This is a genomic window from Pseudomonas sp. S49 (assembly GCF_009866785.1).
Lineage (GTDB): Bacteria > Pseudomonadota > Gammaproteobacteria > Pseudomonadales > Pseudomonadaceae > Aquipseudomonas.
In genome coordinates this window covers 5,237,510-5,259,833 of the sequence record NZ_CP019432.1, presented here as the reverse complement: position 1 = coordinate 5,259,833, position 22,324 = coordinate 5,237,510, and the positions used below count along the sequence as shown (strand labels likewise).

Here is a 22,324-nt window from a genome sequence, read left to right as displayed (position 1 = left end):
TGGGGGAGAGGGTTGGGGTGAGGGGGATGGATTTCAGCCACACCAAAAATTCCGACCCTGCCTCACTCAGCCAAAAACATCTCCCGACTCAACCCATGCCGCTGCATCTTTTCATTGAACGTGCGGCGCGGCAGTTGCAGTTCTTCAAGCACCGCTTTCACGTCACCCTTGTGCCGGGTCAGCGCGGCACGCAAACACTGCGCCTCAAACGCCTCCTGCTGCGCCGCCAGCGATTGCCCCGGATCGATCCCCGGTGCCGGCTCGTCCAGCCCCAACACCTGGCGTTCGGCAACGTTCGCCAGTTCGCGCACGTTGCCCGGCCAGTCGTGGCTGAGCAGATGACTCAACTGCGCGCCACTCAAGGGGGGAAAGGTACGCCCCAAGCGTTCAGCGGCATTGTGGGCGAAGGTTTCGAACAGCAACGGAATGTCTTCACGACGATCGCGCAACGGCGGCAAGCGCAGCTCGGCGACGTTCAGGCGATAGGCCAGATCCTCGCGAAACCGCCCGGCCCGAGCCTCGTCGAGCAGATCCGGTTTGGTCGCCGCGACAATCCGCAGATCGACACGAATGCTCTGGTTCGAACCCAGCCGTTCAAGCTTCTGCTCCTGCAATACGCGCAGCAGTTTCACCTGTTGGGCCAGCGGCATGCTTTCGATTTCATCCAGAAACAAGGTGCCGCCATCGGCGTACTCCAGCTTGCCGATGCGCTTGCCCGAGGCGCCGGTAAACGCGCCGCTCTCGTGACCGAACAGCTCGGCCTCGAACAGCTGCTCAGGGATCGCTGCGCAGTTCAGCGCCACGAACGGTTTGTCCGCTCGGGGGCCAAAATCATGCAGGCAACGCGCGACCAGTTCCTTGCCGCTACCGGTTTCACCACGGATCAACACGTTGACCGGCAGCGTCGCCAGATCCAGCACCTGCCGGCGCAACGTCTGTAAACCACGGGAGACGCCGAGCAGGGTCGCATCGAGTTTCGCGCGGTTATCGGCCTGCTCGTGCAGGGCGCGGTTCTCCAGAATCAGCCGGCGCTTATCCAGCGCCCGACGCAAGCTGCCGAGCAGGGTTTCCGGGCTGAACGGTTTTTCCAGAAAGTCGTAGGCACCGTCGCGCATCGCTTCGACGGCCATCGGTACATCGCCATGACCGGTGAGCAGGATCACCGGCAGATCGGCATCGCGTTTCTGCACTTCGGCCAACAGCGCCAGGCCACCCATGCCGGGCATGCGCACATCGCTGAGGATTACCCCGGCAAAGTGCACGGGCAGGGCGGCGAGGCAGTCTTCGGCGCGGCTGAACAACTGCACCTCGAAGCCCGACAGGCTCAGCCACTGCTCGACGGCGCTGCGAATGCTGCTTTCGTCATCGACCACCATTACCGAGTTAAGCATCAGATGTGTGCCTCCAGATCGATCGGCAAAGTCAGGCTGAACACCGCGCCGCTGTCGCCATTCTCGGCGCTCAGACGGCCGCCGGATTCATGCACGATGGCGAAGGATACCGCCAACCCGAGGCCCAGGCCGTCGCCCACCGGTTTGGTGGTGAAGAACGGATCGAACACCTGGCCCAGATGATCTTCGGCGATGCCGCCGCCATTGTCGCTGACGCTCAGACGCCACAGTTGCTCATCGGCTTCCAGACGGATTTGCAGACGCTTGCAGGGTTTGCCCTGCATCGCATCGAGGGCGTTGCGCAGCAGGTTGATCAGCACCTGTTCGAGACGAATCGCATCGCCGCGCACCCACGCCGGACGGGTCAGGTGCAACACCAGACTGACCTGTTCGTCGCGCAGCCGCGCATCGAGCAGTTGCAGAGATTGATCGACCACCGTCGCCAGATCCAGTCGTTCGCGCAAGCCGCTGGGACTTTTGCGCGCGAAGGTTTTAAGGTGGCCGGTGAGGGCAGCCATGCGCGTGAGCATGTCATCCACCGGTTTCAAGGCTTTATAGGCATCGTCGACGCGGCCATGGTCGAGCAGCAGGCGCAGAGTCGCCAGTTGCATGCGCTGGGCGGTCAGCGGTTGATTGATTTCGTGGGCCAGCGCGGCGGACATCTGACCGAGCGCGGCGAGTTTGGCCGATTGCACCAGACCGTCCTGCGCGGTGCGCAAGTCGCGGGTGCGTTCTTCCACCAACTGCTCCAGTTCCTCGCGGTTGCGCTGGCGGATTTTCGACAGGCGCCAGCGCTGGTTGAGAAACAGCAACAGAAACACCAGTGCCAGCCACACCCCGGCGGCGGCGAGGCCGGCGTTGCGCAGATCTTCGAAGGCCACTTGCGGATGGCGCAGCAGGTGCAGGGTCCAGCCTTCGGCACTCAGTGGCAGCGATTCCCACAGATAATCCGCCGTGCCTTGCGGGCCTTCGACGCGGCGCAGATCGCTGTTGTCATCGAAGCGGCGCAGCGACAAGTGGGTCAACGGCACCAGCGACTGTTTGTCGTACTGCCGGGTGGCTTTTATATCGGCCATGTCACTGGCACTCAACGGCCGCAGCGCGCGATAACGCCAGCCGGGCTGATTGGCGATGAAGATGATGCCGCGCGCGTCGCTGACCAGCAGCGTGTCATTGCCCTGACTCCACTCCCGCTCCAGTTCGGGGAATTCCAGCTTGACCACCATTGCCCCAAGAAACTCGTCGTTATCACCAAGTACGGCGCTTGAGAGGAAGTAGCCGGGAATGCCGCTGGTCACGCCCACGGCATAAAAACGCCCGGTGCCTTGGGTACGGGTCTGGCTGAAGTAGGGGCGGAAACCGTAATTGTGGCCGACGTAACTGCTCGGCAGACGCCAATTGCTGGCAGCCACGGCGAGGCCGGTGTGATCGAGCAGTTCAAGGGTCGAGGATTGTGCCGCACCGTTGATCTTCTCGAGCTTCAGGTTCAGCGCCGCCTGTTCGTCGGCATCGACCGCTCCGGCCAGCGCCGCGCGCAATTGCGGGTCCAGCGCCAGCACGGCGGGCAGGGCGCGATAGCGGTCGATCAGGGTGTGCAGGGAATTGGCGTACAGCGCCAGTTGCTGGTTGGCGCGGGCCGCATCCTCCTCCAGCGCCTGACGTTCGGCGTGGCGGATCGCAAGCGTAGCGGCAAGCGCCGCGCCGGCGATGATCAGCAGGGTATACAACGACAGACGCAAGGTACGGGAAGTCGGCAGCATGCTGGGCGCAGGGATAAGGACGGGCAGGCACCTTACCATGTGCACTGTTGAGGCCAAGAGCCGTGTCGTCACCTTTTCATACGGCAGTAAAACTGGACGAGTTGGAATGAAGCACTGTTCGCAGGTTTCGAAGCGTTTTTATTCGAGTTCCGGTTTCGCGTTCAATGCGTTCAATGCGTTTAGTGGTGTCAGAGAAACTCATGGCCTTGACCTTTTCGATTAAATGTTCCGAGCCACGCTGCAGCATATTTATCGTGCCGATAATGTCGGCATCCAATGCTGTCACCTCATCCTCGGTAAGATCAATTGCGCTGGTTGCTATTTCACTCAAGAGATCGAGGGTATCCGGAATGACCTTGATGGCCGGCCCGACGTAGGGGATCTTGCCCGCCCCTGCCAGCGCCAATTCCTTGCCAGCTACGATAGCGCCCTGTTTGATCTCTTGCCGTCCTGCGGGTTTGAGCGGGTTGTAAGTAGCCAAAGACTTAATGTTAACCACGGGGCCTTGTTCTGCTTCTGTTTGCTTGATCAGCTTGTCTCCTTTCAATCGATCCGGTTGCAGGCTGATGGCGGTGTTCAAACCGGTATGTTTGCCGATTGCTTTCGTAGTTTTACTCACGGTTTTTCCGACCACGAAACCAAGTGCCCCGCCGATCAGCATTCCGAGAGGGCCGCCGGGGATTCCCAGTGTTACCCCGGCCGCGCTCAAGCCTATGCCAACCGCGTTGGATGCACCCTTTTCCGCAAGGAAAAAACCTGTTCTTTTCGCTGTTGATACTCTGCTGTTGGTCTCGGAACGATGGTTGAGTATTTGAGTGGTGACATCCCTGACCGCCAGATCGACGGCTGAAAGCAGCTCGTTATGGAAGGCCAGTTTCTTCTGCATACGCTCTCTGGGAGTGTTTCCGGTAATAAATGCCAGAACTCCTCCGGTAGACGATTGGGCTTCCTCCGTTTTGTTGCCTGTCGAATCGAAGTAAGTCACGGGGTTGTTGAGCACAAAACCGTACAGATTCAACCCATCGATATCGCCCGCCGGATCCGCACTGACCCAGCGTTGCAACCAAGGTGCGTAATAGCGTGCGCCGTAGTAATACATACCGCTGAGGTCCATCTCTTTGCCCGAATAGCGAATGAACTTGTAGCTGACTTCAATTTTCGAGGGCGCGGTCAACCACGCCGTGGCACCGAACGGGTAGTAACCTTCCTCGCTGACCAGTTGTGCCTGTTGGTCGAGTTCCATCACGCAGGAACCGAGGTGATCTTCGAGGCTGTAACGCAATTGATCGGTGTCGGTGCCTTTGGGTTTTCTCTCTGCCCAATGCAGGCAGCGGGCATTGCCGAGGGTGATGACGTGCAGTTCTTCACCGTTGTCGCGGGTGCGGATTTCCAGGCCCGGCAGGTAGCGCACCTGATGAAAGTGTTCGGCAGTGGGGGTATGAAATTCGTGGCGTTTGTACACGCGCACACCCTGACTGTAGCGGTAACACTCGGCATCATTCGGTCCGCCTTCGCGCTGGATCAGGATCACGCTTTCCAGCTCGTCGCGGGCATTCCAGAGCAGCGGTTTGCCGGGGTGCATCGCCTTTTGATTTCCGTGGCGATCGAACAGATCGTCGAACACCGGTTCCGGTGCGCCTGTTTTCCAGGGCACCCCGCGATTACTGTTCAGGTCGATGCGCATTTGCCGGGTGGAGTTGTGGCCCTCTCTGACATGGCACAGTTCGATCAGGTTGCCACCGTTATCGTATTGATAGGTCTGGGTGTAGTTGAGGCGATCGCCAGGGGTGCCCGGTTGCGGCAGGCCGGGAATGTCCGGCGGCGGGGCGTCGTCGTAACCGGTGGCGCTGGTCAGTCGGTAGAGCGAGTCGTAAGTGAAATCGCGGTGACCGTCGATCAGCTGGTTGGCGAAGTAGCGCGGCTGAAAAGTGTGGTCTTCGATGCGGGTGATGTTGCCGACAGGGTCGTAAAAATATTCGAAATCCTGCAGCACAGCGCCGCTGCCCTTGCGACTGGACTGGGTGTGCAAGCGGCCGTCGGCCAGGTCGTACGTCCACTGACTGCGCACCTGGTTGCCGGCCAGTTGTTCGATGATCTGGTCGGCGGCGTTGTACTGCGCGTCGAGCAGCACCGCGTGCCAATCGGTCTTGTCGTTGATTTGCAGGTGCGTTTGCCTGAGCTGTCCGGCCAGACCGTAGCGCAACTGTTGTCGGTGTCCGCTGGCGTCAGTCTGCTCCTGCACGAGGCCGAGGGGGCTGAAGACGCGGCGGGTGGTGAAGGCCTTGGCGTCGTGGAAGGTACGGGTTTCTTCCAATGGCTCGCCGATCAGGGCAAAGCTGGTCATGTGCAGGGTGCCGCCGGGGTCTGTCTGTTCGAGGAGCTGGCCGCGCAAGTTGTGCAGCGCATCGGCGCCAGCGTCGCCGTATATGAAGGTTTCGACGTCAGCGATGCCATTTTCTTCAACTGTCAGCCTGCGCAATTGCTCGTCGAAAGTCATGACCCAGTGATGCCAGCGCGCGTCCCAACGCTGAAGCGACTCGCCGGCCAGCCCTGGCAGCACCACACGCCAGCCGCTATCCACGTTGTCGATAAGCACCGCATTGCCATTCAACGAATAAACAGTTGCCGTGTTAGCCATGGACAAGCGCGGGTCCCGTTGCGTGATCAGACGCCCGGCTGAATCGTGTCCCTGGCAGGTCACCAGGGTGCTTGACGTGTTACCTGTCACGCTACGCAAGTACGCGACCTTGCGGACTGGCAGGCCTCGTCCGTCAATCCCTGTCAGGGAGGGCGTGCGTGCGTGCATGGTTTCAGTGACCGTTTTTAAACTTGGTGAGGAGGGGGTTCCCCGGCTTCTTTGATGCCAGATGCCGTTGTCTTGCTTTGTACAGATTGTCAGTGGTCCCCATCTCTCTGTATCGCGCAAGTCCGGCCTGAGCCTGTGCGATGTTGGCGAGCACGGCTCGGTTTTTCTGTTGCAAGCCAGCGCGCGTAATGACGGCCAGCGTTTCGCTGGAAGTATTGCCATTGATATTCGGCAGCACATTGGCAGGCGAAACACTGTCAACGCCCAATGCGTCAAAAGCTTTTTCCGCCCATGCAGACCGTTGTTCAATGGCCGCTTTCCAGTCGCTGAGCATTTTTTCGATCTTTTCAATTTTCACCGGGTCAAGCCGGTTCTTGATGTCTTGTGCTTCCTGCGCCCGACTTCCCATGTTAAGTGCGCCGGGAATGATCCCCACCACTGTTCCGAATACTCTGTTCATTAAAAATGCTGGGCTGAATAACGAATTGAGTGTCGGATGCAGCACTTCGCTCTTGAAGTCTTTCCATGAGTTGATTTCCTTGACGGGGGCCTCGATCCCCAGGCTTTGATCAATCGCGCTGACGGACATCTGCGAGGTTTGCGGGATCAAAGGCCCGACTTGCAGGCCGATAGAGTTTGCCACCGGCTCAACGATGGCCCCGGCGACATCACCCCCGATGTTGCCACCGACCAACGATGAAGGTTTCAACACGTTCGGTGCCACTTCAAGTGCTGGAATCATGGTGTCAAATTGGGCACCGCCCAAAGATCCACCTTCATAGCCGACAATCCCTCTGACGATTTCTCCCCCCAGATTCACTGCCATGTTCAGTGCAACATTTTGATTGATGATGTTGTGCAGTTGCCCCAATACTTCCTCGGAGTGTCCTTCTACGGCGGAAGCAAACGCCGAATACAGCATGATCACGCTTTCTGCCCGCGTGTTCCCGTCCGGATCGATAAAACCGATCGGGTTATTCCCCACGAATGCATATAAATTCAGACCGTCCGCCTGCTCAGCATCGGTGCTGATCCAGCGTTGCAACCACGGCGCGTAATACCGTGCGCCGTAGTAATACAGCCCGCTGACGTCCATCTCCTTGCCCGAGTAGCGAATGAACCTGTAACTCACTTCAAGCGCTGAGTGAGCGGCCATCCATGCGGTTTCGCCGAACGGGTAATAACCTTCCTGACTGATCAGTTGCGCCTGTTGATCCAGCTCCATCACACAGGAACCAAGGTGGTCTTCAAGGCTGTAGCGCAGTTGATCAGCGTCGATGCCTTTGGGTTTTTTCGCCAGCCAATACAGGTAGCGCGCATTGCCGACGCTGATCACGTGCAGTTCTTCGCCATTGTCACGAGTGCGAATTTCCAGCCCCGGCAAGTAACGCACCTGATGGAAATGTTCGACGTTGGCGGCCAGATAGTCGTGGCGTTTGAACACCCGCATACCCTGGCTGTATTCGTAGCGTTCGGCGTCACTGTTGTGGTTCTCGCGGGCCAGCAGAATCACCTGGTGCAGTTCGTCGCGGGCGTTCCACTTCAGGGGTTTGCCCACGTGGATGGCTTGTTGATTGCCGTGGCGGTCGAACAGCTTGTCGAAGTCCGGTTCCTCGCCCTCCGTCCACAGCACTGCGCGATTGCTGTTTGGGTCGATGCGCATTTGCCGGGTGTAATTGTTGCCGGCACGCACGTGGCACAGTTCGGTCAGGTTGCCGCCGCGGTCGTACCGGTACGTCTGGGTGAAGTTGAGGCGATTGTTCGCCGGTTGCGGCAGGCCGGGAATGTCCGAGGGCGGGGCGTCGTCGTAACCCGTTGCGCTGGTCAGTCGATAGAGCGAGTCGTAGGTGAAGTCGCGATGGCCGTCGATGAGCTGGTTGGCGAAGTATCGCGGTTGAAATGCGTGGTCTTCGATGCGGGTGATGTTGCCGACAGGGTCGTAAAAATATTCGAAATCCTGCAGCACAGCGCCGCTGTCCTTGCGACTGGATTGGGTATGCAAGCGGCCGTCGGCCGGGTCGTACGTCCACTGACTGCGCACCTGATTGCCGGCCAGTTGTTCGATGATCTGGTCGGCGGCGTTGTACTGCGCGTCGAGCAGCACCGGGTGTGAGTGGGACTTGCTGTTGATTTGCAGGTGCGTTTGCTTGAGCTGTCCGGCCAGACCGTAGCGCAACTGTTGTCGGTGGCCGCCGGCGTCAGTCTGCTCCAGCACCACGCCGAGCGGGCTGAATCGGCGGTGGCTGGTGAACGCTTGGCCATCGGTAAAGGTGCGGGTTTCCTTCAGCGGCTGGCCGGTCAGGGCAAAGCTGTCGGTGCGCAATGAACCCGAAGATTCTTTCTGTTCCAGCAACTGGCCGCGCTGGTTATGCCCGGCGTCGGCCGATGCATCGGCATAGGTAAACCTATCGATAACTTCATCGTTTTCGGCGAGCGTCACCACCCGCAGTTGCCCATCGAAGGTCGTGCGCCAATGCGCGTGGCGCGCGTCCCAGCGTTGCAGTGGCTCACCGGCCAGCCCCGGCAAGTTGAAACGCCAGCCGGCGTCGACACTGGCAGATTTCAGCAGCGCCCCGGCCAGGCTGTGGACCGAGGTCAGAGACGGCACCGAGAGACGCGGATCCCATTGCTCGACCAACCGTCCTGCGTGGTCGTGATATTGGCGGGTAACCAGGGCAGTAGCGGTGTCATCGGCCACCGCACGCAGGTACGCCACCTGTCGCACCGGCAAACCACGCGCATCGCTGACGGCAAGCGCTGGCGTACGTCGATGCAGGTTGGCGATCATGACCGCTGTACCTTTGGCGGTGGTGGCGGCTCGGCGGTGTCATTGAAATCTTCGCTGGCGCGATACCACGGGTGGTAGGTCTCGCGGGAGAAGTCACCCTTGGCGTTGACCAGCCTGGTCTGGCGCCCCAACGCGTCGTAGAACACCTGATCAAAGTAGCCCAGCTCGCGCAGTGACTGGTCGTTGACGTAGCGGTGGATATTGGCAAAAAACGGCCGGAACTGACGCACCGGCAAGCCTTTGTTGTTGTATTCGACACGCTCGCTGATGCGCCAGCGCGGATTGGCATCGACTTGTTTGAATTGACCATCCTCGACGATCAGCGAGCCATCGTCGCTTACGGCATAGGCCATGCCCGGATCAACCCGTTGCTGGGTTTGCAGGGGCCGGCCAAAGCCATCGACGCAAGCTTTGATGATCTGGATCTGCGCATCTGTCGCAACGTCGGGGTAGCGGTCGGCACTGAGGATGACGCTGTGCACCGGTTCGCGATGCACCGTGCTGATGACCTCGTGCAGGGCTTGCTCAGCAGGTGTCAGTGCGCTGCTGCGCTGTGCGAGTCGCCGCCGTGCGCTGGCCCTGATGTGGCCGCTGGGCAAGAGATCCCTCCGAGCGATCCATTCGCGGGTTGTCCGGCTGTCATTGGTCACCTGTCCCATCCAGCTGAACAGATCCTTGCGCAAGGTGGTGGCGGCTTCCTGCACGGCTTTTCCCGGGTTGGCGATGGCCGTCTCCGGGCGCCGGTCTTCTGGAATTCTGTACTCTTCCAGCGGGCTGAAGCCGGCAGGCTGGCCGTTCTCTGTGCCGTGAAAGCTGCTGGCAATTGGCTGGCCGGAAGGCTCGTAGATCGCTTCCTGAACGTTGTCATTGGCGTCGAATATCTTTAGCGGTTGCAGCGCGTGGTAGTCGTACTCGATGCGCGTGGTACAGCCATCCGGCAGCACCACGAGCGTCACGGCCAGCGCGTGAGCGTCGTATTCGGCGCGGGTGTAGCCGTGGCTGAGGGTTTCGCGATAACGCTGTACTTTGTAGAAACCGTCGAGGCCAGCGTATTCGGCATAGCCGAAATTGGCCGACCACAGGTCGTGCTCCGTACCGCCCAATGGATTCACCCAGAACAGAAACGGCATCGGCAGATATCCGATCTTTCGCAGTTCGTCCCGCACGTTGATTGGAGGGCGCACTTCGCTGTAAGCGTCCAGCGCGGTCTTGTCCAGTTGTGCGATTTCCAGTGGGCCGGCCAGGGCTTCGAACCCGGCAACACCGTCTTCCAGTTGCTTGCCATCGGTACCCAGGTAACGCTGCACGGACTGTGTCGTCAGCACGCGTTCGGCATTCCAGTGCGCCGAATCCTCATGCGCCATCAGGCATTCACAAGACACCTGCTCTGCGTCGAGCCCTGTGGGCAAAATGCCTTTTGGCAAGACCAGCGCGTTATCTCGCTGTTGATAAGGCAAACCCAGACGCCAATGCTGCAAGTCCTTGTCCAGCTCGATGAACGCTGAACGGCTTTCGTTCAGGTAGAACGATTGCTGCGCCGGGTCATGAGCGTCGAGCCACCATTGTTGTTCATCGGTATCGTCGAATGGCGGCAAATCCTCTTCGGTAAGCTGCCGGGCGTAGCTCACCCTCATTGTGTGCGTCGGCTGACCGTACGCGCTCCAGCGCAGATTCAGCTCTTTGCGACACAGAGGGTCATCGACAAAGCGGTCGTACTGACAGCTGATTTTTTCCACCACCAGCGGCAGTAATACGGCAGCGGCACAAGCACCTTGCGGGCGCACTTCGCGCACCTGATAACGCCATTCTTCGACCACATAAGGCGTGGCAATCCCGGGGCTGTCCACCTCTGCGTCGGCATAGGTTTCACTGCGGATCACCGCGCCGGCCAGCGCCCGGGAAATCTGGTAGCGGGTGTCGTCATCGTGCGCCGGGATGATTTCATCAACGTCGTCGTCTGGGTGATGCCGGCTGAACAGAGTGTTGCCGAGGGGGACCGCTTGTGTGTCCTGATTGAAGTAGCCGGTGCGCGGCCGGTCCATCGATTGTCCGGTGTGAAACCAGGTATACACCCGCACCGGTTCGCTGAAGCCGACGTCATCAGCGCCGCTGGCGCTCTCACTGTCGGTTTGCTGCAAATGGCCGAAACCGCGGAACTCACGATCACGGCTGTCGTAGAAACCTTCCCGCCAGGTGAACGTCTGCGTCAGGCAATTGCCGGTGATTTCATCCAGCTGTTGCTGTTTCTTCACCACCGTCACCGGGAACGGCAGGTGGCAAACCGGCAAACATTTGAGGGTGAGCAGACGGTGTTTTTCATCCAGCCATTCCTGCGCCGAACTGCGGTAGATCACGCGGGTACTGCAACCCATGTTGTTGTTACTGCTGGTCAGCAAATACGGTTTGGCCGAGACAAAGTCGTAGCGCCAGTGCTGCGGCTGCATGTGCGTGAGCGTCAGGATCAGGCTGGCACAACCCAGGCCCTGCAGATCGGCAAAACTCACTTGGCTGAAACGGTCGTAACGTACGCCGTCGGGCCACGGCACGCTGATCGGCGTCTGCTCCAGGCCGTTGCCACCATGGTTCAGGTAGATATCGAAAGTGTCTGAATTCAGGTAAATCAGCGATGCGGCACCGGAGCCGTCGAGGTCGGCAAGGCGTACGCGTGACGAATCGAATTGCGCGTAGTTGAAGGGCAGTTCGCTGATCTTGCGACCTTGGCCAAAGCGGCCGTGACCGAGGTTCGGCCAGCAGCGGATTTCATCGTGGCGTATCCGGCACAGCTCGGGCATGTCGCTGCCGAGAAGATTGCCCAGCAGCACCAGTTCTGTCGGAGAATTGCTGAATACCGGCAAGCTGTCGTCGTCGGGTTTGTGCGGCACCTCCTCAGGCGCGGCGAAACCTTGTTCGCGCTGGTTGGCATACAGCCGTACCGAATTCGGTCCGATCAAGGCCAGGCTGCTCAAGCCGTCACCGCTCAGGTCGCCAAGTGTCGAGAGTGCGGAGAAGAACTCCGGCGGGAAATGGCCGAAGGCAACAAAATCGTCAAACTGACGCTGTGCGGTGAATGTGCGAAAGCCACTGCTGCCCGGTTGCGCGCTGACCCAGTCGAGTCGGCCGTCACCGGTAAGATCGGTCAACAATTGCTGTACCGGACGGTTGCGATCGGCGACCGGAATTTTCTGCAATGCGGTCCAGGGTCCATAACCGATTTCATCGCCGCCCTTCGTCGCGCGCAGCGGTTCGCGGTAATACCAACTCTGGTCATAACGGCAAAGAAACCCCGGCACGCCTTCGCCGAAGAGATCGACGCATTGATAGAAATTGTTGTCTTCGATGCCCGGCTGCACATCGGACTCGAAGAGTTGAAGCGGTTTTTTATTGATATCGAAGGCGGCGTAGTCGAACTCGATCGGCGGCGTGTTCTCGACAACGCCGTTGGCATCGAACGCCTGATAGTGCGCCGCGCTGATCTGGCTGTAGGTCCATTGCGCGATGTTCTGCGGTTGGTGATATTCCAGCAGCAGGCGGCGTACCAGTTTCGGTTTCTCGGTTTTTTCCCTGGAGAAGTGATGAAACAGCAACGCTTGCTGGCACAGTCTGCGCGTGCCCAGTTCAAAGCCCCGACCATGGGTTGAAAAGCGGTCGGGGCGGACTGTCCAGTGGTTCGGGGGGGAGCCGTCATAGGCCGGGATATCGGTCAGCGACGTACTGCGCTCGCCGTAATCGAACAGCAGGTGGAAGTGCCAGTCCAGGTCAGTGGGATTCTCTGTTTTCCAGCTGTACAGATCGCTGCTGGCGGTGAAGTTGCCATAGCACACGCGGCACAGATAACGCTGGGCGCGGTAGTCATGTGTCGGGTCAGGATCCTGATCATCGGCCTTGTACTCAAAGCAGATATGTTCGCCACGGGCGTTCATGCTTTCGCCGATCAGCCATGCGGCGACGCGTCCAGGTGCATCGGGATCGGCGAGCCTTGTCGCTGCGGTTTTGCCGTAAATGTGCAGTGAACCATCGGCGCCATGTATCAGCCAGAACACCGGTGGATCTGCTTCTCTGGTCTGGCGCTGCCAGCGCTCACGCAAAGCAAAGTCGCCTTCGACTTGAGGCCAGTAACGCACCACTTTGTGCGGACCGATGTCGACGCCGTTGTAGCTGTTGGCATCACGTGATTTGAGTTCGCCATTTTCGTCCAGCTCCGGCATCCATACTTCGCCATCTACGCCGATGATTTCGTCGTGCTCGGTATAACGCGGCACGCCTTTGTTGGTGCGGCGGCTGATCTGACCCACGCCACTCAGATTCCACGAAAGGCCGAACGGACCGTTGCCGCTCTGACTGCTGTAGTTCAAGGAAAACTGTGGGTCCCAGCCTCGCCCGGCGGATGTTGGAATCGGCAGTTCGAACGCTGCCGCTCCGGTCGGGCCCACAGCGCCCCAGCTTTTGCCGATGGTGGCGATCGATGCGCTTTTGGCGATGGAGGGCGTGGTGATGCTCAGTTCTTGTTGCTCGGCCATGGTCGAATCCATTGCGCAGAAGGTGGGCGTGAATGGACTGACGCTAACAAGAACCGCGATTAAATGAACCTGTCAGATCTGACAGGTGCGCAAGATCATTTTGTGTGCATTGACGACGTTTTTATCGCGATCGGTTCGCACAAACAAAAAACGGCCGGATCATCCAAGGGATGAACCGGCCGTTTTTATGAGGGCGAAGGGCTTACTGCACTTCTACCGCCAGGCTTTCGCTGATCTTCTGTTGCCAGATCGCAGGACCGGTGATGTGCACCGACTCACCTTTGCTGTCCACCGCAACGGTGACCGGCATGTCCTTGACCTCGAACTCGTAGATCGCTTCCATGCCCAGTTCGGCGAACGCCAGCACCTTGGACTTCTTGATCGCCTGAGCGACCAGGTAAGCAGCACCGCCGACGGCCATCAGGTACACGGCTTTGTTGTCCTTGATCGCTTCGATCGCGGTCGGGCCGCGCTCGGATTTGCCGATCATGCCCAACAGGCCGGTTTGCTCAAGGATCTGACGAGTGAACTTGTCCATCCGCGTCGCGGTGGTCGGGCCCGCCGGGCCAACCACTTCGTCACCGACCGGATCAACCGGGCCGACGTAGTAGATGAAGCGACCTTTCAGATCCACCGGCAGGGTTTCACCTTTGTTGAGCATCTCGACCATGCGCTTGTGCGCAGCGTCACGACCGGTGAGCATTTTGCCGTTGAGCAGGACGGTTTCGCCCGGCTTCCAGCTCTGCACGTCTTCCGGGGTCAGGGTGTCGAGGTTGACGCGACGGGCCGACGGGCCGGCTTCCCAGACGATTTCCGGGTAGGCGTCCAGCGGTGGCGCTTCCAGCGAGGCCGGGCCGGAACCGTCGAGCACGAAGTGTGCGTGACGGGTGGCGGCGCAGTTCGGGATCATGCACACCGGCAGCGAGGCGGCGTGGGTCGGGTAGTCCATGATCTTCACGTCGAGCACGGTGGTCAGGCCACCGAGGCCCTGGGCGCCGATGCCCAACTGGTTGACCTTCTCGAACAGCTCCAGACGCATTTCTTCGATGCGGTTCTGTGGGCCACGGGCCTTCAGCTCGTGAATGTCGATGGATTCCATCAACACTTCCTTGGCCATGACCGCAGCTTTCTCGGCGGTGCCGCCGATGCCGATGCCGAGCATGCCCGGTGGGCACCAGCCGGCGCCCATGGTCGGAACGGTCTTCAGTACCCAGTCGACGATCGAGTCGGACGGGTTGAGCATGGCCATTTTCGACTTGTTCTCGGAGCCGCCGCCCTTGGCCGCCACGTCCACTTCCACGGTGTTGCCCGGGACGATGGAGTAGTGAATCACGGCAGGGGTGTTGTCCTTGGTGTTTTTGCGAGCGCCCGCCGGGTCGGCGAGGATCGAGGCACGCAGGACGTTTTCCGGCAGGTTGTAGGCGCGACGTACGCCTTCGTTGATCATGTCGTCCAGGCCCATGGTGGCGCCATCCCAACGCACGTCCATGCCGACGCGCACGAACACGGTAACGATACCGGTGTCCTGGCAGATCGGGCGGTGGCCGGTGGCGCACATGCGCGAGTTGATCAGGATCTGCGCCATCGAGTCACGGGCCGCTGGCGATTCTTCGCGCAGGTAGGCTTCGTGCATCGCCTGGATGAAATCCACGGGGTGGTAATAGGAAATGAACTGCAGGGCGTCGGCAACGCTCTGAATCAGGTCGTCTTGCTTGATCACGGTCATGAGTCGCGCTCCTCTAAAAGACGGGAACATTTTAATAGGGCAGCTTTGAGCTTCTAGCTTCGAGCGGCAAGTTGGAGCAGTACGCGGACTGTTCGAGCTTGCGGCTTGGAGCTTGCAACTTGAAGCTGGCCCTTTGGGCCGGGCACGCCGGGGCTGCTGGCGCGACGCTAAAAAGGCGCGGCAGTATACCGCGCCTCGATGGGGCGTACACGCGCCGGCAGTCATTCGTTGGTCGCATGGGTGGGCGAATATCGGCCAGCGGGTTTGCACTTCAAGAGCTACTCCCTCACCCCAGCCCTCTCCCCCAAGGGGGGCGAGGGGGAAAGGGAGCCGATTTTCGTGGTATTCAAAAACTCGGTTCGGCTGAGGAAAAGGGAGCTGATTTGTGCCGTTTGCAAACCAGAGTTCGACGTGATGCTTCAGGTCGGTGTAGCTCGGAAAAACAACTCGGTCAGTCCCCTCTCCCTCCGGGAGAGGGCTAGGGTGAGGGGCTTTTGACGGTATACGCAGGCCACACTTTTGACGTCAATTTTCGAGCCCGAAAATCGGTGGTCATTTATCGACTGGGCCTCTAAAGTGGCAGCCGGTCTGTAGAGTAGGACACTCGGTCAGCCTCTTATCGCACGGTGAGTCAACGATTGACCCATAACGCCATTCAACGTCTTTTGCTCAAACGCTTTGCCCTCGCTGCGGCCACCTATGGATTGGCTTTGCTGCTGCTGTGGCTGGCGTTTTTCACGGGGCATTACGAGCAGTCCCTGACTTCTGTCGCCGTTGGCAGTGCGCTGGTCGTCATCAGCCAGTCGGCGCTGTTCGCGCTGTTCTGGAGCGGGCGCAACCTGCGCTTTGCCGATCCCAGCCTGACCGAAGTGCAGGTGCTGCTCGGCCTCGGCTGGCAGACCTGGCTGATCGCCCATCTGGGTGAAGCCCGCGGTGCCTTTCTGGTGTTCTACGTGCTGATCCTGCTGTTCGGCCTGTTCCACCTCAGCCGACGGGCTTTCGTGCGTTGCGCACTGCTGGTGTTCTTCAGTTTCTGCGCAATCACGCTGTGGGACGGCTACCACTTCCGCTTGCGCGAACCGGCGCTCGCAGCCTTGCAGGTGTGCATTCTGGCGATGGTGCTGGCGTGGCTGGTGCTTTACGCGCGTTTCGTCCAGGTTTCTCGACAACGCCAGCGTCAACGCCGGTTTGCCTTGCAGGCGCATCAGGACACCCTGCGCGGGATGATGCGGCAGCTCGAAGATCTGGTCGCCACCGATGAGTTGACCGGGTTGTTCAATCGTCGGCATTTTCTGCGTCTGGCCACGCGAGAGCTGAACGAAATGGACGACGATATCGTGCATGGTCTGGCGCTGATCGACCTCGACCACTTCAAACGCATCAACGACCTGCACGGCCATGCGGCGGGCGATCAGGTGCTGCAGGCCTTCGCCGGCGTCGCACAGGCATGCCTGCGCGACGGCGATGTGCTGGCGCGTTATGGTGGTGAGGAATTCGTCGTGCTGCTGCCCGATTGCGACGCCGAACGGCTGACCGCTTGCTGCGAGCGTCTGCGCATCGCCTTCACCGACGTCGAACTGGTAGGCCTGAATGTGCGCAACCTCAGCCTGTCCGCCGGCATGACGCTGCTGGCGTTGGGCGATGATCTGGACGACGCCTTGCAGCGCGCCGATCAGGCCTTGTATCGGGCCAAGCGTGACGGGCGCAATCGTTGTGCGGCCGCATGGGAGAACGTCGATGCCTGAACTTCGCGTCGGTGAACGACAGTGGGCAGTGACCACGGGCAGCAATCTGCTCGATGCCCTTAATCAGAACGGTGTGGCGGTGCCTTACAGCTGCCGCGCCGGCAGTTGCCATGCCTGTCTGGTGCAATGCGTGCAAGGCCTGCCTGCCGACAATCGCCCGGACGCCTTGAGCGCCGAACAGCGTCAGCAAGGCTGGCGCCTGGCGTGTCAGTGTCAGGTGATCGAAGACTTGCAGGTGCACACCTTCGACCCGATCACCGACGGTCGCCCGGCGGTGGTCGAAGCGCTGGACTGGCTCAGCGACAACGTCCTGCGCCTGCGTCTGACTCCGCAGCGGCCGTTGCGCTACAGCGCCGGGCAACATCTGGTGTTGTGGATCAATCACATTGCCCGGCCGTATTCGCTGGCAAGCCTGCCGGAAGAAGACCGTTTTCTCGAATTCCACCTCGATTGCCGCCAGCCCGGCGAGTTCAGCGATGCTGCGCGGCGTTTGCAGATCGGCGACCCGATCCGGCTTGGCGAACTGCGCGGCGGCGCCTTGCACTACGACCCGGACTGGCACAGTCGCCCACTATGGCTACTGGCCGCCGGTACCGGTTTAGGCCCGTTGTTCGGCGTGCTGCGCGAAGCCTTGCGCCAGGATCACCAAGGCGCGATCCGCGTCATTCACGTCGCCCATGACGATCACGAGCACTATCTGGCCAAACCCCTTGCCGCACTGGCCGCGCAGCGCGAAAACCTCAGCGTCGAGTTGTGGACGGCGGCCGAGTCAGCCGCCGCTTTGGCGCAACTGCGCCTTGTTTCCCGGCAAACCCTGGCCTTAGTCTGCGGCTCGACGGCCAGTGTCGACGCCTTCGCAAGGCGTCTCTACCTGGCCGGACTGCCGCGCAATCAACTGCTGGCCGACGTATTTTTGAGCCGTGGTTGAGCGCTGAATTTCCGACGCGAGACACGCCATGACCGAAGCCATCCTGCTGGAACGCGAACGCGGTTTACTGACCCTGCGGCTTAATCGCCCGGACAAGAAAAACGCCCTGACCCGCGCCATGTACAGCCGCCTCGCCGAGGCGCTGAAGCAAGCCGATGGCGATCCTGATATCAACGCCGTACTGATCACCGGCAGCGCCGAATGCTTCACCGCCGGCAACGACATTGCCGACTTCGTCCAGCAACCGCCGAGCGACCTCGACAGCCCGGTCTTTCACTTCATGCTCAATCTGCTCGAATGCCGCAAACCGGTGATCGCCGCTGTGGCCGGCGCGGCGGTGGGCATTGGCACCACGTTGTTGCTGCATTGCGATCTCGTCTACGTGGCCCGCGATTCGCGATTGCGCATGCCGTTCGTCAATCTTGGTTTGTGCCCGGAGTTCGGTTCGAGCCTGATCCTCCCGCGTTTGCTCGGGCAGGCCAAAGCGGCGGAGCTTCTGTTACTGGGCGAAGGCTTTACCGGTGAACAAGCCGCGGCCTGGGGCATTGCTACGGAGGCGTTGGGCAGCGGCGATGCGGCGTTGCGCAAGGCACGGGAAGTGGCGTTGCGTTTCGACGAACTGCCGGCTGAGGCAGTGCGTATCAGCAAGCAATTGATGAAGGCGCCGGATCGCGAGTTGATTCGTAAGGTAATCGAGGAGGAGGGCGCATTGTTCACTCAAAGACTGCGCTCGCCGGAAGCGTTGGCGGCGTTGACCGGGTTTATCAAACGGCATTGATAGGTTCGCTGACTGGATTGACGCCATCGCGAGCAGGCTCACTCCTACAGGGGAACGCATTTCAACTGTAGGAGTGAGCCTGCTCGCGATGGCGTCGGATCAGTCGACACATCTCCTGGATCAGAAAACAAAAAAGCCCCGGTACTCACGTATCGGGGCTTCGGTTTTTTAGCGATCAGTCATGGGGTTGCTGTCACCCGATCAGTCCACGGGCAACGCAATACTCACGCCTTCCTGCAACAATGACGTGGCCGAGAAACGTCACTTTGTCCTCGGTGAAACTGGCTGCATCCCGAAACGCTTGGCCAATGGGGAACATCCGCCAACCCTTGCCGTTCGCGTATGAAGTGTCGAGAGTGCCGTCATCGATGAATCTGGCGACAACATAGCTGGGTGTATCGGATGTCCGTACTAGCCCGAAAACCAGAATTTTTCCATCGGGCTTGATTGACGCGCAATGCCAGATGGTTTGGTATCCGTCCAGTTTGGTCTGCGACGGCTCGCCACCGTTGAACTGGATATTTTTGCTGCCGTCTGCTTCTCGGCTGATCAGCAAACCCGCCACGTCGACACCATAAGTCCTCCCCACGGCAAGAAGGCGCCGGTTGGTTTGCGCGACAAGTTTTTCGATGAGGAAATCCAAGTGATTTTGGTCTGGCGTTACTAGTCGATAACCATGGTCGGCGAATGAGGTGGCGATCTCCCCCGCGTGAGTCAAGCGAGTCAGTAAGGCCGAGACAGAGTTCAGGTCATCATTGTGAACGTGACCTGCCAGTACATAAGAGCCGTCCTGTTTGGCTAACAAATAATTCAACGCTGTGTGGGCAAAATCCGGGTGGGAAATGTGCACGACTCCCTTCTTGCCGAAACTGTCATCCAGAACCCCAGTGGCCGATAGGCGAATAACTGCGGTAGTCGTTTTTTCGAAGCCCCAACCCACCGGTTCATGTAGAAGTATCCGGCCATCTTGCAACACAGTCGAACGGGGATTTTCACCCTGTGTTTGCGCAGCAAACCTGGAAGGCTCGCGTGACTTGCGCAGTAGCTTGCTCTCGTCCTCAAGGTCAATGATGACTTTGCCTTGTTTGCCAAATTCCGGATCCAGGCTGCCGTCGGCATTCAGGCGTACAAGTGCCTTGGACTTTTTCAAGCTACCGTCAAAGAAAATGCCAATCAGGAGCAGCTTTCCATCGTCCAGTGTCACTATTTCGTGAGCGTGCGAATGCGTCATTCCGCCCGTGTCATCATCAAACCGGCCGGTGACGTAACCCGCAGCGCCGAATGATTCATCGAGGTTGCCTCGGGCGTCCAGTTTTACGCAGCAATAGTCAGAACGTCGGGTCGAGCGAAGAACATCTCCGGTGATGTAAGTGGTGCCCAGTTCATCGACGAATAGTCCCCGCATGCTGAATTCCTGATCTTGTGGATCAGGTGTTTTCAAAAAGACCTTGCCATTGTCGCCGAATGCGGGATCCAGTTCGCCTTGTGAAATGCTTGTCTGTGTCTGCTGTAAGTTCATTTATGCATCCTCCCTGACCACGCAATGTGTCCAGTTCTTCGTGAGTGGGTTACGCACCTCAACGTTAACGAGGAAAAAATCAACGGCCTACTGACACAACTGACAGTCAAACCAATCCAATAGGCATAAAAAAGCCCCGCTGTTATAACAGCGGGGCTTTGTTTTTCAGCGTGTCACTCAGACCTGCGGATCGCCCACGTGCAGGATCTTCATGCCGTTGGTGCCGCCGGTGGTGTGGTAGCTGTCGCCCTTGGTCAGAATGACCCAGTCGCCTTTTTCCACAACGCCGCGCTTGACCAGCTCGTCGATCGCCTTTTGGCTGACTTCGTGCGGTTCCAGCGAAGCCGGGTCGAACGGTACGGTGTACACGCCGCGGAACATGGCTGCGCGCGCCTGGGTTTCACGGTGCGGCGAGAACGCGTAGATCGGCACCGAGGAACGGATACGCGACATGATCAGCGGGGTGTAGCCACTTTCGGTCAGGGCGATGATCGCTTTGACGCCCGGGAAGTGGTTGGCGGTGTACATGGTCGCCAGTGCGATGCTTTCGTCGCAGCGGGTGAATTCCTTGCCGATACGGTGGCTGGACGTCTTGCCGGTCGGGTGCTTTTCAGCGCCGACGCAGATGCGCGCCATGGCCTGAACAGCTTCCAGCGGGTACAGACCTGCAGCGGACTCGGCGGACAACATCACGGCGTCGGTGTAGTCGAGCACGGCGTTGGCCACGTCGGACACTTCGGCGCGGGTCGGCATCGGGTTCTGGATCATCGACTCCATCATCTGGGTCGCGACGATCACCGCCTTGTTGTGGCGGCGTGCGTGCAGAATGATTTTCTTCTGAATGCCCACCAGCTCGGCGTCGCCGATTTCCACACCCAAGTCACCACGGGCAACCATCACCGCGTCGGATGCCTTGATCAGGCCGTCGAGGGTTTCGTCGTCGGCCACGGCTTCAGCGCGTTCGATCTTCGCTACCAGCCAGGCAGTACCGCCGGCTTCGTCGCGCAGTTGACGGGCGTATTCCATGTCGGCAGCGTCACGCGGGAAGGACACCGCGAGGTAGTCGACTTCCATTTCGGCGGCGAGCTTGATGTCGGCCTTGTCTTTTTCAGTCAGGGCCGGTGCGGTCAGGCCGCCACCGCGACGGTTGATGCCTTTGTGGTCGGACAGCGGGCCGCCGATGGTCACGGTGCAATGCAATTCTGTTGCGGTGGCGGTATCAACGCGCATCACCACACGGCCGTCGTCGAGCAGCAGCTCGTCGCCCACGCCGCAGTCCTTGACCAGATCCGGGTAGTCGATGCCGACCACTTGCTGGTTGCCTTCGGTCAACGGATGGCTGGTGGAGAAGGTGAACTGGTCACCGATCTTCAGCTCGATCTTCTTGTTGGCGAATTTGGCGATACGGATTTTCGGGCCTTGCAGGTCACCCAGCAGGGCGACGAAGCGACCGTGCTTGGCAGCCAGGTCACGCACCAGCTTCGCGCGAGCCTTGTGCTCGTCGGGGGTGCCGTGGGAGAAGTTCAGACGGGCAACGTCCAGACCAGCCAGAATCAGCTGTTCGAGAACTTCCGGCGAGTTACTGGCCGGGCCAAGGGTAGCGACGATTTTGGTACGACGGACGGACATGCAAAGACTCCTGAGTTCAAGCGCTAGCGAAGGCTACTATGCTCGGAGGGTGTAGTCATTGTTCGTTTGCACTACTTAATGGTTTCTTTATTGAACACGACAACTTTGGGACAAACGCGCCTGAAGATTTCCGACCATGGGTCGATACATTGCTCAAGACAGGAGAACCCTCATGCGATTCGTACCCATTGCCGCCCTTGCCCTCAGCGTCCTCGCCGTCACGGGCTGCACCCGTTGGTCGATGAACCATCATTTGAACAACGCCTACAGCGCCTATGATCGCGGCAATTGCGAGCAGGTCATGCTCGAGCTGTCCAAGGTCGAACGCGCCAGCCGCGCCCGCCCGTATGTGTGGCCGGAAGTGTCGATGATGCGCGGCCAGTGCCTTGAGCGGCAGAAAATGTTTGTCGACGCGGCGCAGACCTACCAGTTCATCATTGCCTCGTACCCCAACAGCGAATACGCCTACCGCGCCCGCGCCCGTCTGGAAACCTTGCAGAGCCTGGGCCACTACCCGACCCGCAGCGCCGCTGCCGTGGTGCGTCCAACCCGTTTCTGATGACAGTTGTCATACAAAATCTGGCCGTGTGTACAAGCTGAGCTATAGTCGAAGAACCCGGATTCAGCGCCACGTTGCTGAATCCGGAGCAACACCTGCGACTGGCAGTTGTAAGGTGACGGCGACGTAGCGACCGTCACACCGGAAGCGGGGAGAGCGGGCCGGCGATACCGGTACG

The 22,324-nt window shown here is 59.7% G+C and carries 12 protein-coding genes; 4 read left to right on the top strand and 8 right to left on the bottom strand.

The window, feature by feature from the left end:
* Positions 1–62: 62 nt before the first annotated feature.
* The 6 genes from PspS49_RS23120 to PspS49_RS23095 all read right to left on the bottom strand — a co-directional run bounded on the left by PspS49_RS23120 (position 63) and on the right by PspS49_RS23095 (position 14,988).
* Positions 63–1,391, bottom strand: a complete 1,329-nt coding sequence (locus PspS49_RS23120) for a sigma-54 dependent transcriptional regulator (protein ID WP_160041607.1) — start codon at positions 1,389–1,391, stop codon at positions 63–65.
* Positions 1,391–3,151, bottom strand: coding sequence for an ATP-binding protein (locus tag PspS49_RS23115; protein WP_160041605.1), 1,761 nt, complete (start codon positions 3,149–3,151; stop codon positions 1,391–1,393). The genes PspS49_RS23120 and PspS49_RS23115 overlap by 1 nt, the downstream gene beginning before the upstream one ends.
* A 76-nt stretch (positions 3,152–3,227) precedes the next feature.
* Positions 3,228–5,789 carry an RHS repeat-associated core domain-containing protein gene (locus PspS49_RS23110; RefSeq protein WP_238786298.1) on the bottom strand — a complete coding sequence of 854 codons (2,562 nt, stop codon included), beginning with the start codon at positions 5,787–5,789 and terminating at the stop codon, positions 3,228–3,230.
* A 172-nt stretch (positions 5,790–5,961) separates the two neighbouring features.
* Positions 5,962–8,745 (bottom strand): RHS repeat-associated core domain-containing protein, encoded by a 2,784-nt coding sequence (locus tag PspS49_RS23105; RefSeq protein ID WP_174245080.1) that lies wholly within the window; start codon positions 8,743–8,745, stop codon positions 5,962–5,964.
* A complete protein-coding gene (locus PspS49_RS23100; RefSeq protein ID WP_160041601.1) occupies positions 8,742–13,262 on the bottom strand; it encodes a SpvB/TcaC N-terminal domain-containing protein in 4,521 nt (1,506 codons plus the stop codon). Before PspS49_RS23100 ends, PspS49_RS23105 begins: the two co-directional genes overlap by 4 nt.
* Positions 13,263–13,464: 202 nt before the next feature.
* Positions 13,465–14,988: a fumarate hydratase gene (locus tag PspS49_RS23095; protein ID WP_007916251.1), complete on the bottom strand. Its 1,524-nt coding sequence runs from the start codon at positions 14,986–14,988 to the stop codon at positions 13,465–13,467.
* A 638-nt stretch (positions 14,989–15,626) separates the two neighbouring features.
* On the opposite strand from PspS49_RS23095, the gene PspS49_RS23090 reads away from it, so the two are divergent.
* Genes PspS49_RS23090 through PspS49_RS23080 form a run of 3 tightly spaced genes read left to right on the top strand, consistent with a single transcriptional unit; the run spans position 15,627 to position 18,439 of the window.
* A complete protein-coding gene (locus PspS49_RS23090) occupies positions 15,627–16,733 on the top strand; it encodes a GGDEF domain-containing protein (RefSeq protein WP_127929550.1) in 1,107 nt (368 codons plus the stop codon).
* The gene (locus PspS49_RS23085; protein ID WP_127929549.1) at positions 16,726–17,661 is read left to right on the top strand and encodes an iron-sulfur-binding ferredoxin reductase; all 936 of its coding nucleotides are present in this window, start codon (positions 16,726–16,728) and stop codon (positions 17,659–17,661) included. The genes PspS49_RS23090 and PspS49_RS23085 overlap by 8 nt, the downstream gene beginning before the upstream one ends.
* 28 nt (positions 17,662–17,689) lie before the next feature.
* Entirely contained in the window at positions 17,690–18,439 is a 750-nt protein-coding gene (locus PspS49_RS23080; RefSeq protein WP_127929548.1) for an enoyl-CoA hydratase-related protein, read from the top strand.
* A 193-nt stretch (positions 18,440–18,632) separates the two neighbouring features.
* On the opposite strand, the gene PspS49_RS23075 is transcribed toward PspS49_RS23080, so the two are convergent.
* The gene (locus PspS49_RS23075; protein WP_160041599.1) at positions 18,633–19,958 is read right to left on the bottom strand and encodes a delta-60 repeat domain-containing protein; all 1,326 of its coding nucleotides are present in this window, start codon (positions 19,956–19,958) and stop codon (positions 18,633–18,635) included.
* Between the two features lie 177 nt (positions 19,959–20,135).
* Entirely contained in the window at positions 20,136–21,587 is a 1,452-nt protein-coding gene (gene pyk, locus PspS49_RS23070; RefSeq protein ID WP_077574310.1) for a pyruvate kinase, read from the bottom strand.
* Positions 21,588–21,759: 172 nt separating this feature from the next.
* Between pyk and PspS49_RS23065 the strand changes: the two genes are divergently transcribed.
* Positions 21,760–22,146 carry a hypothetical protein gene (locus PspS49_RS23065; RefSeq protein WP_007951249.1) on the top strand — a complete coding sequence of 129 codons (387 nt, stop codon included), beginning with the start codon at positions 21,760–21,762 and terminating at the stop codon, positions 22,144–22,146.
* Positions 22,147–22,324: the final 178 nt, after the last annotated feature.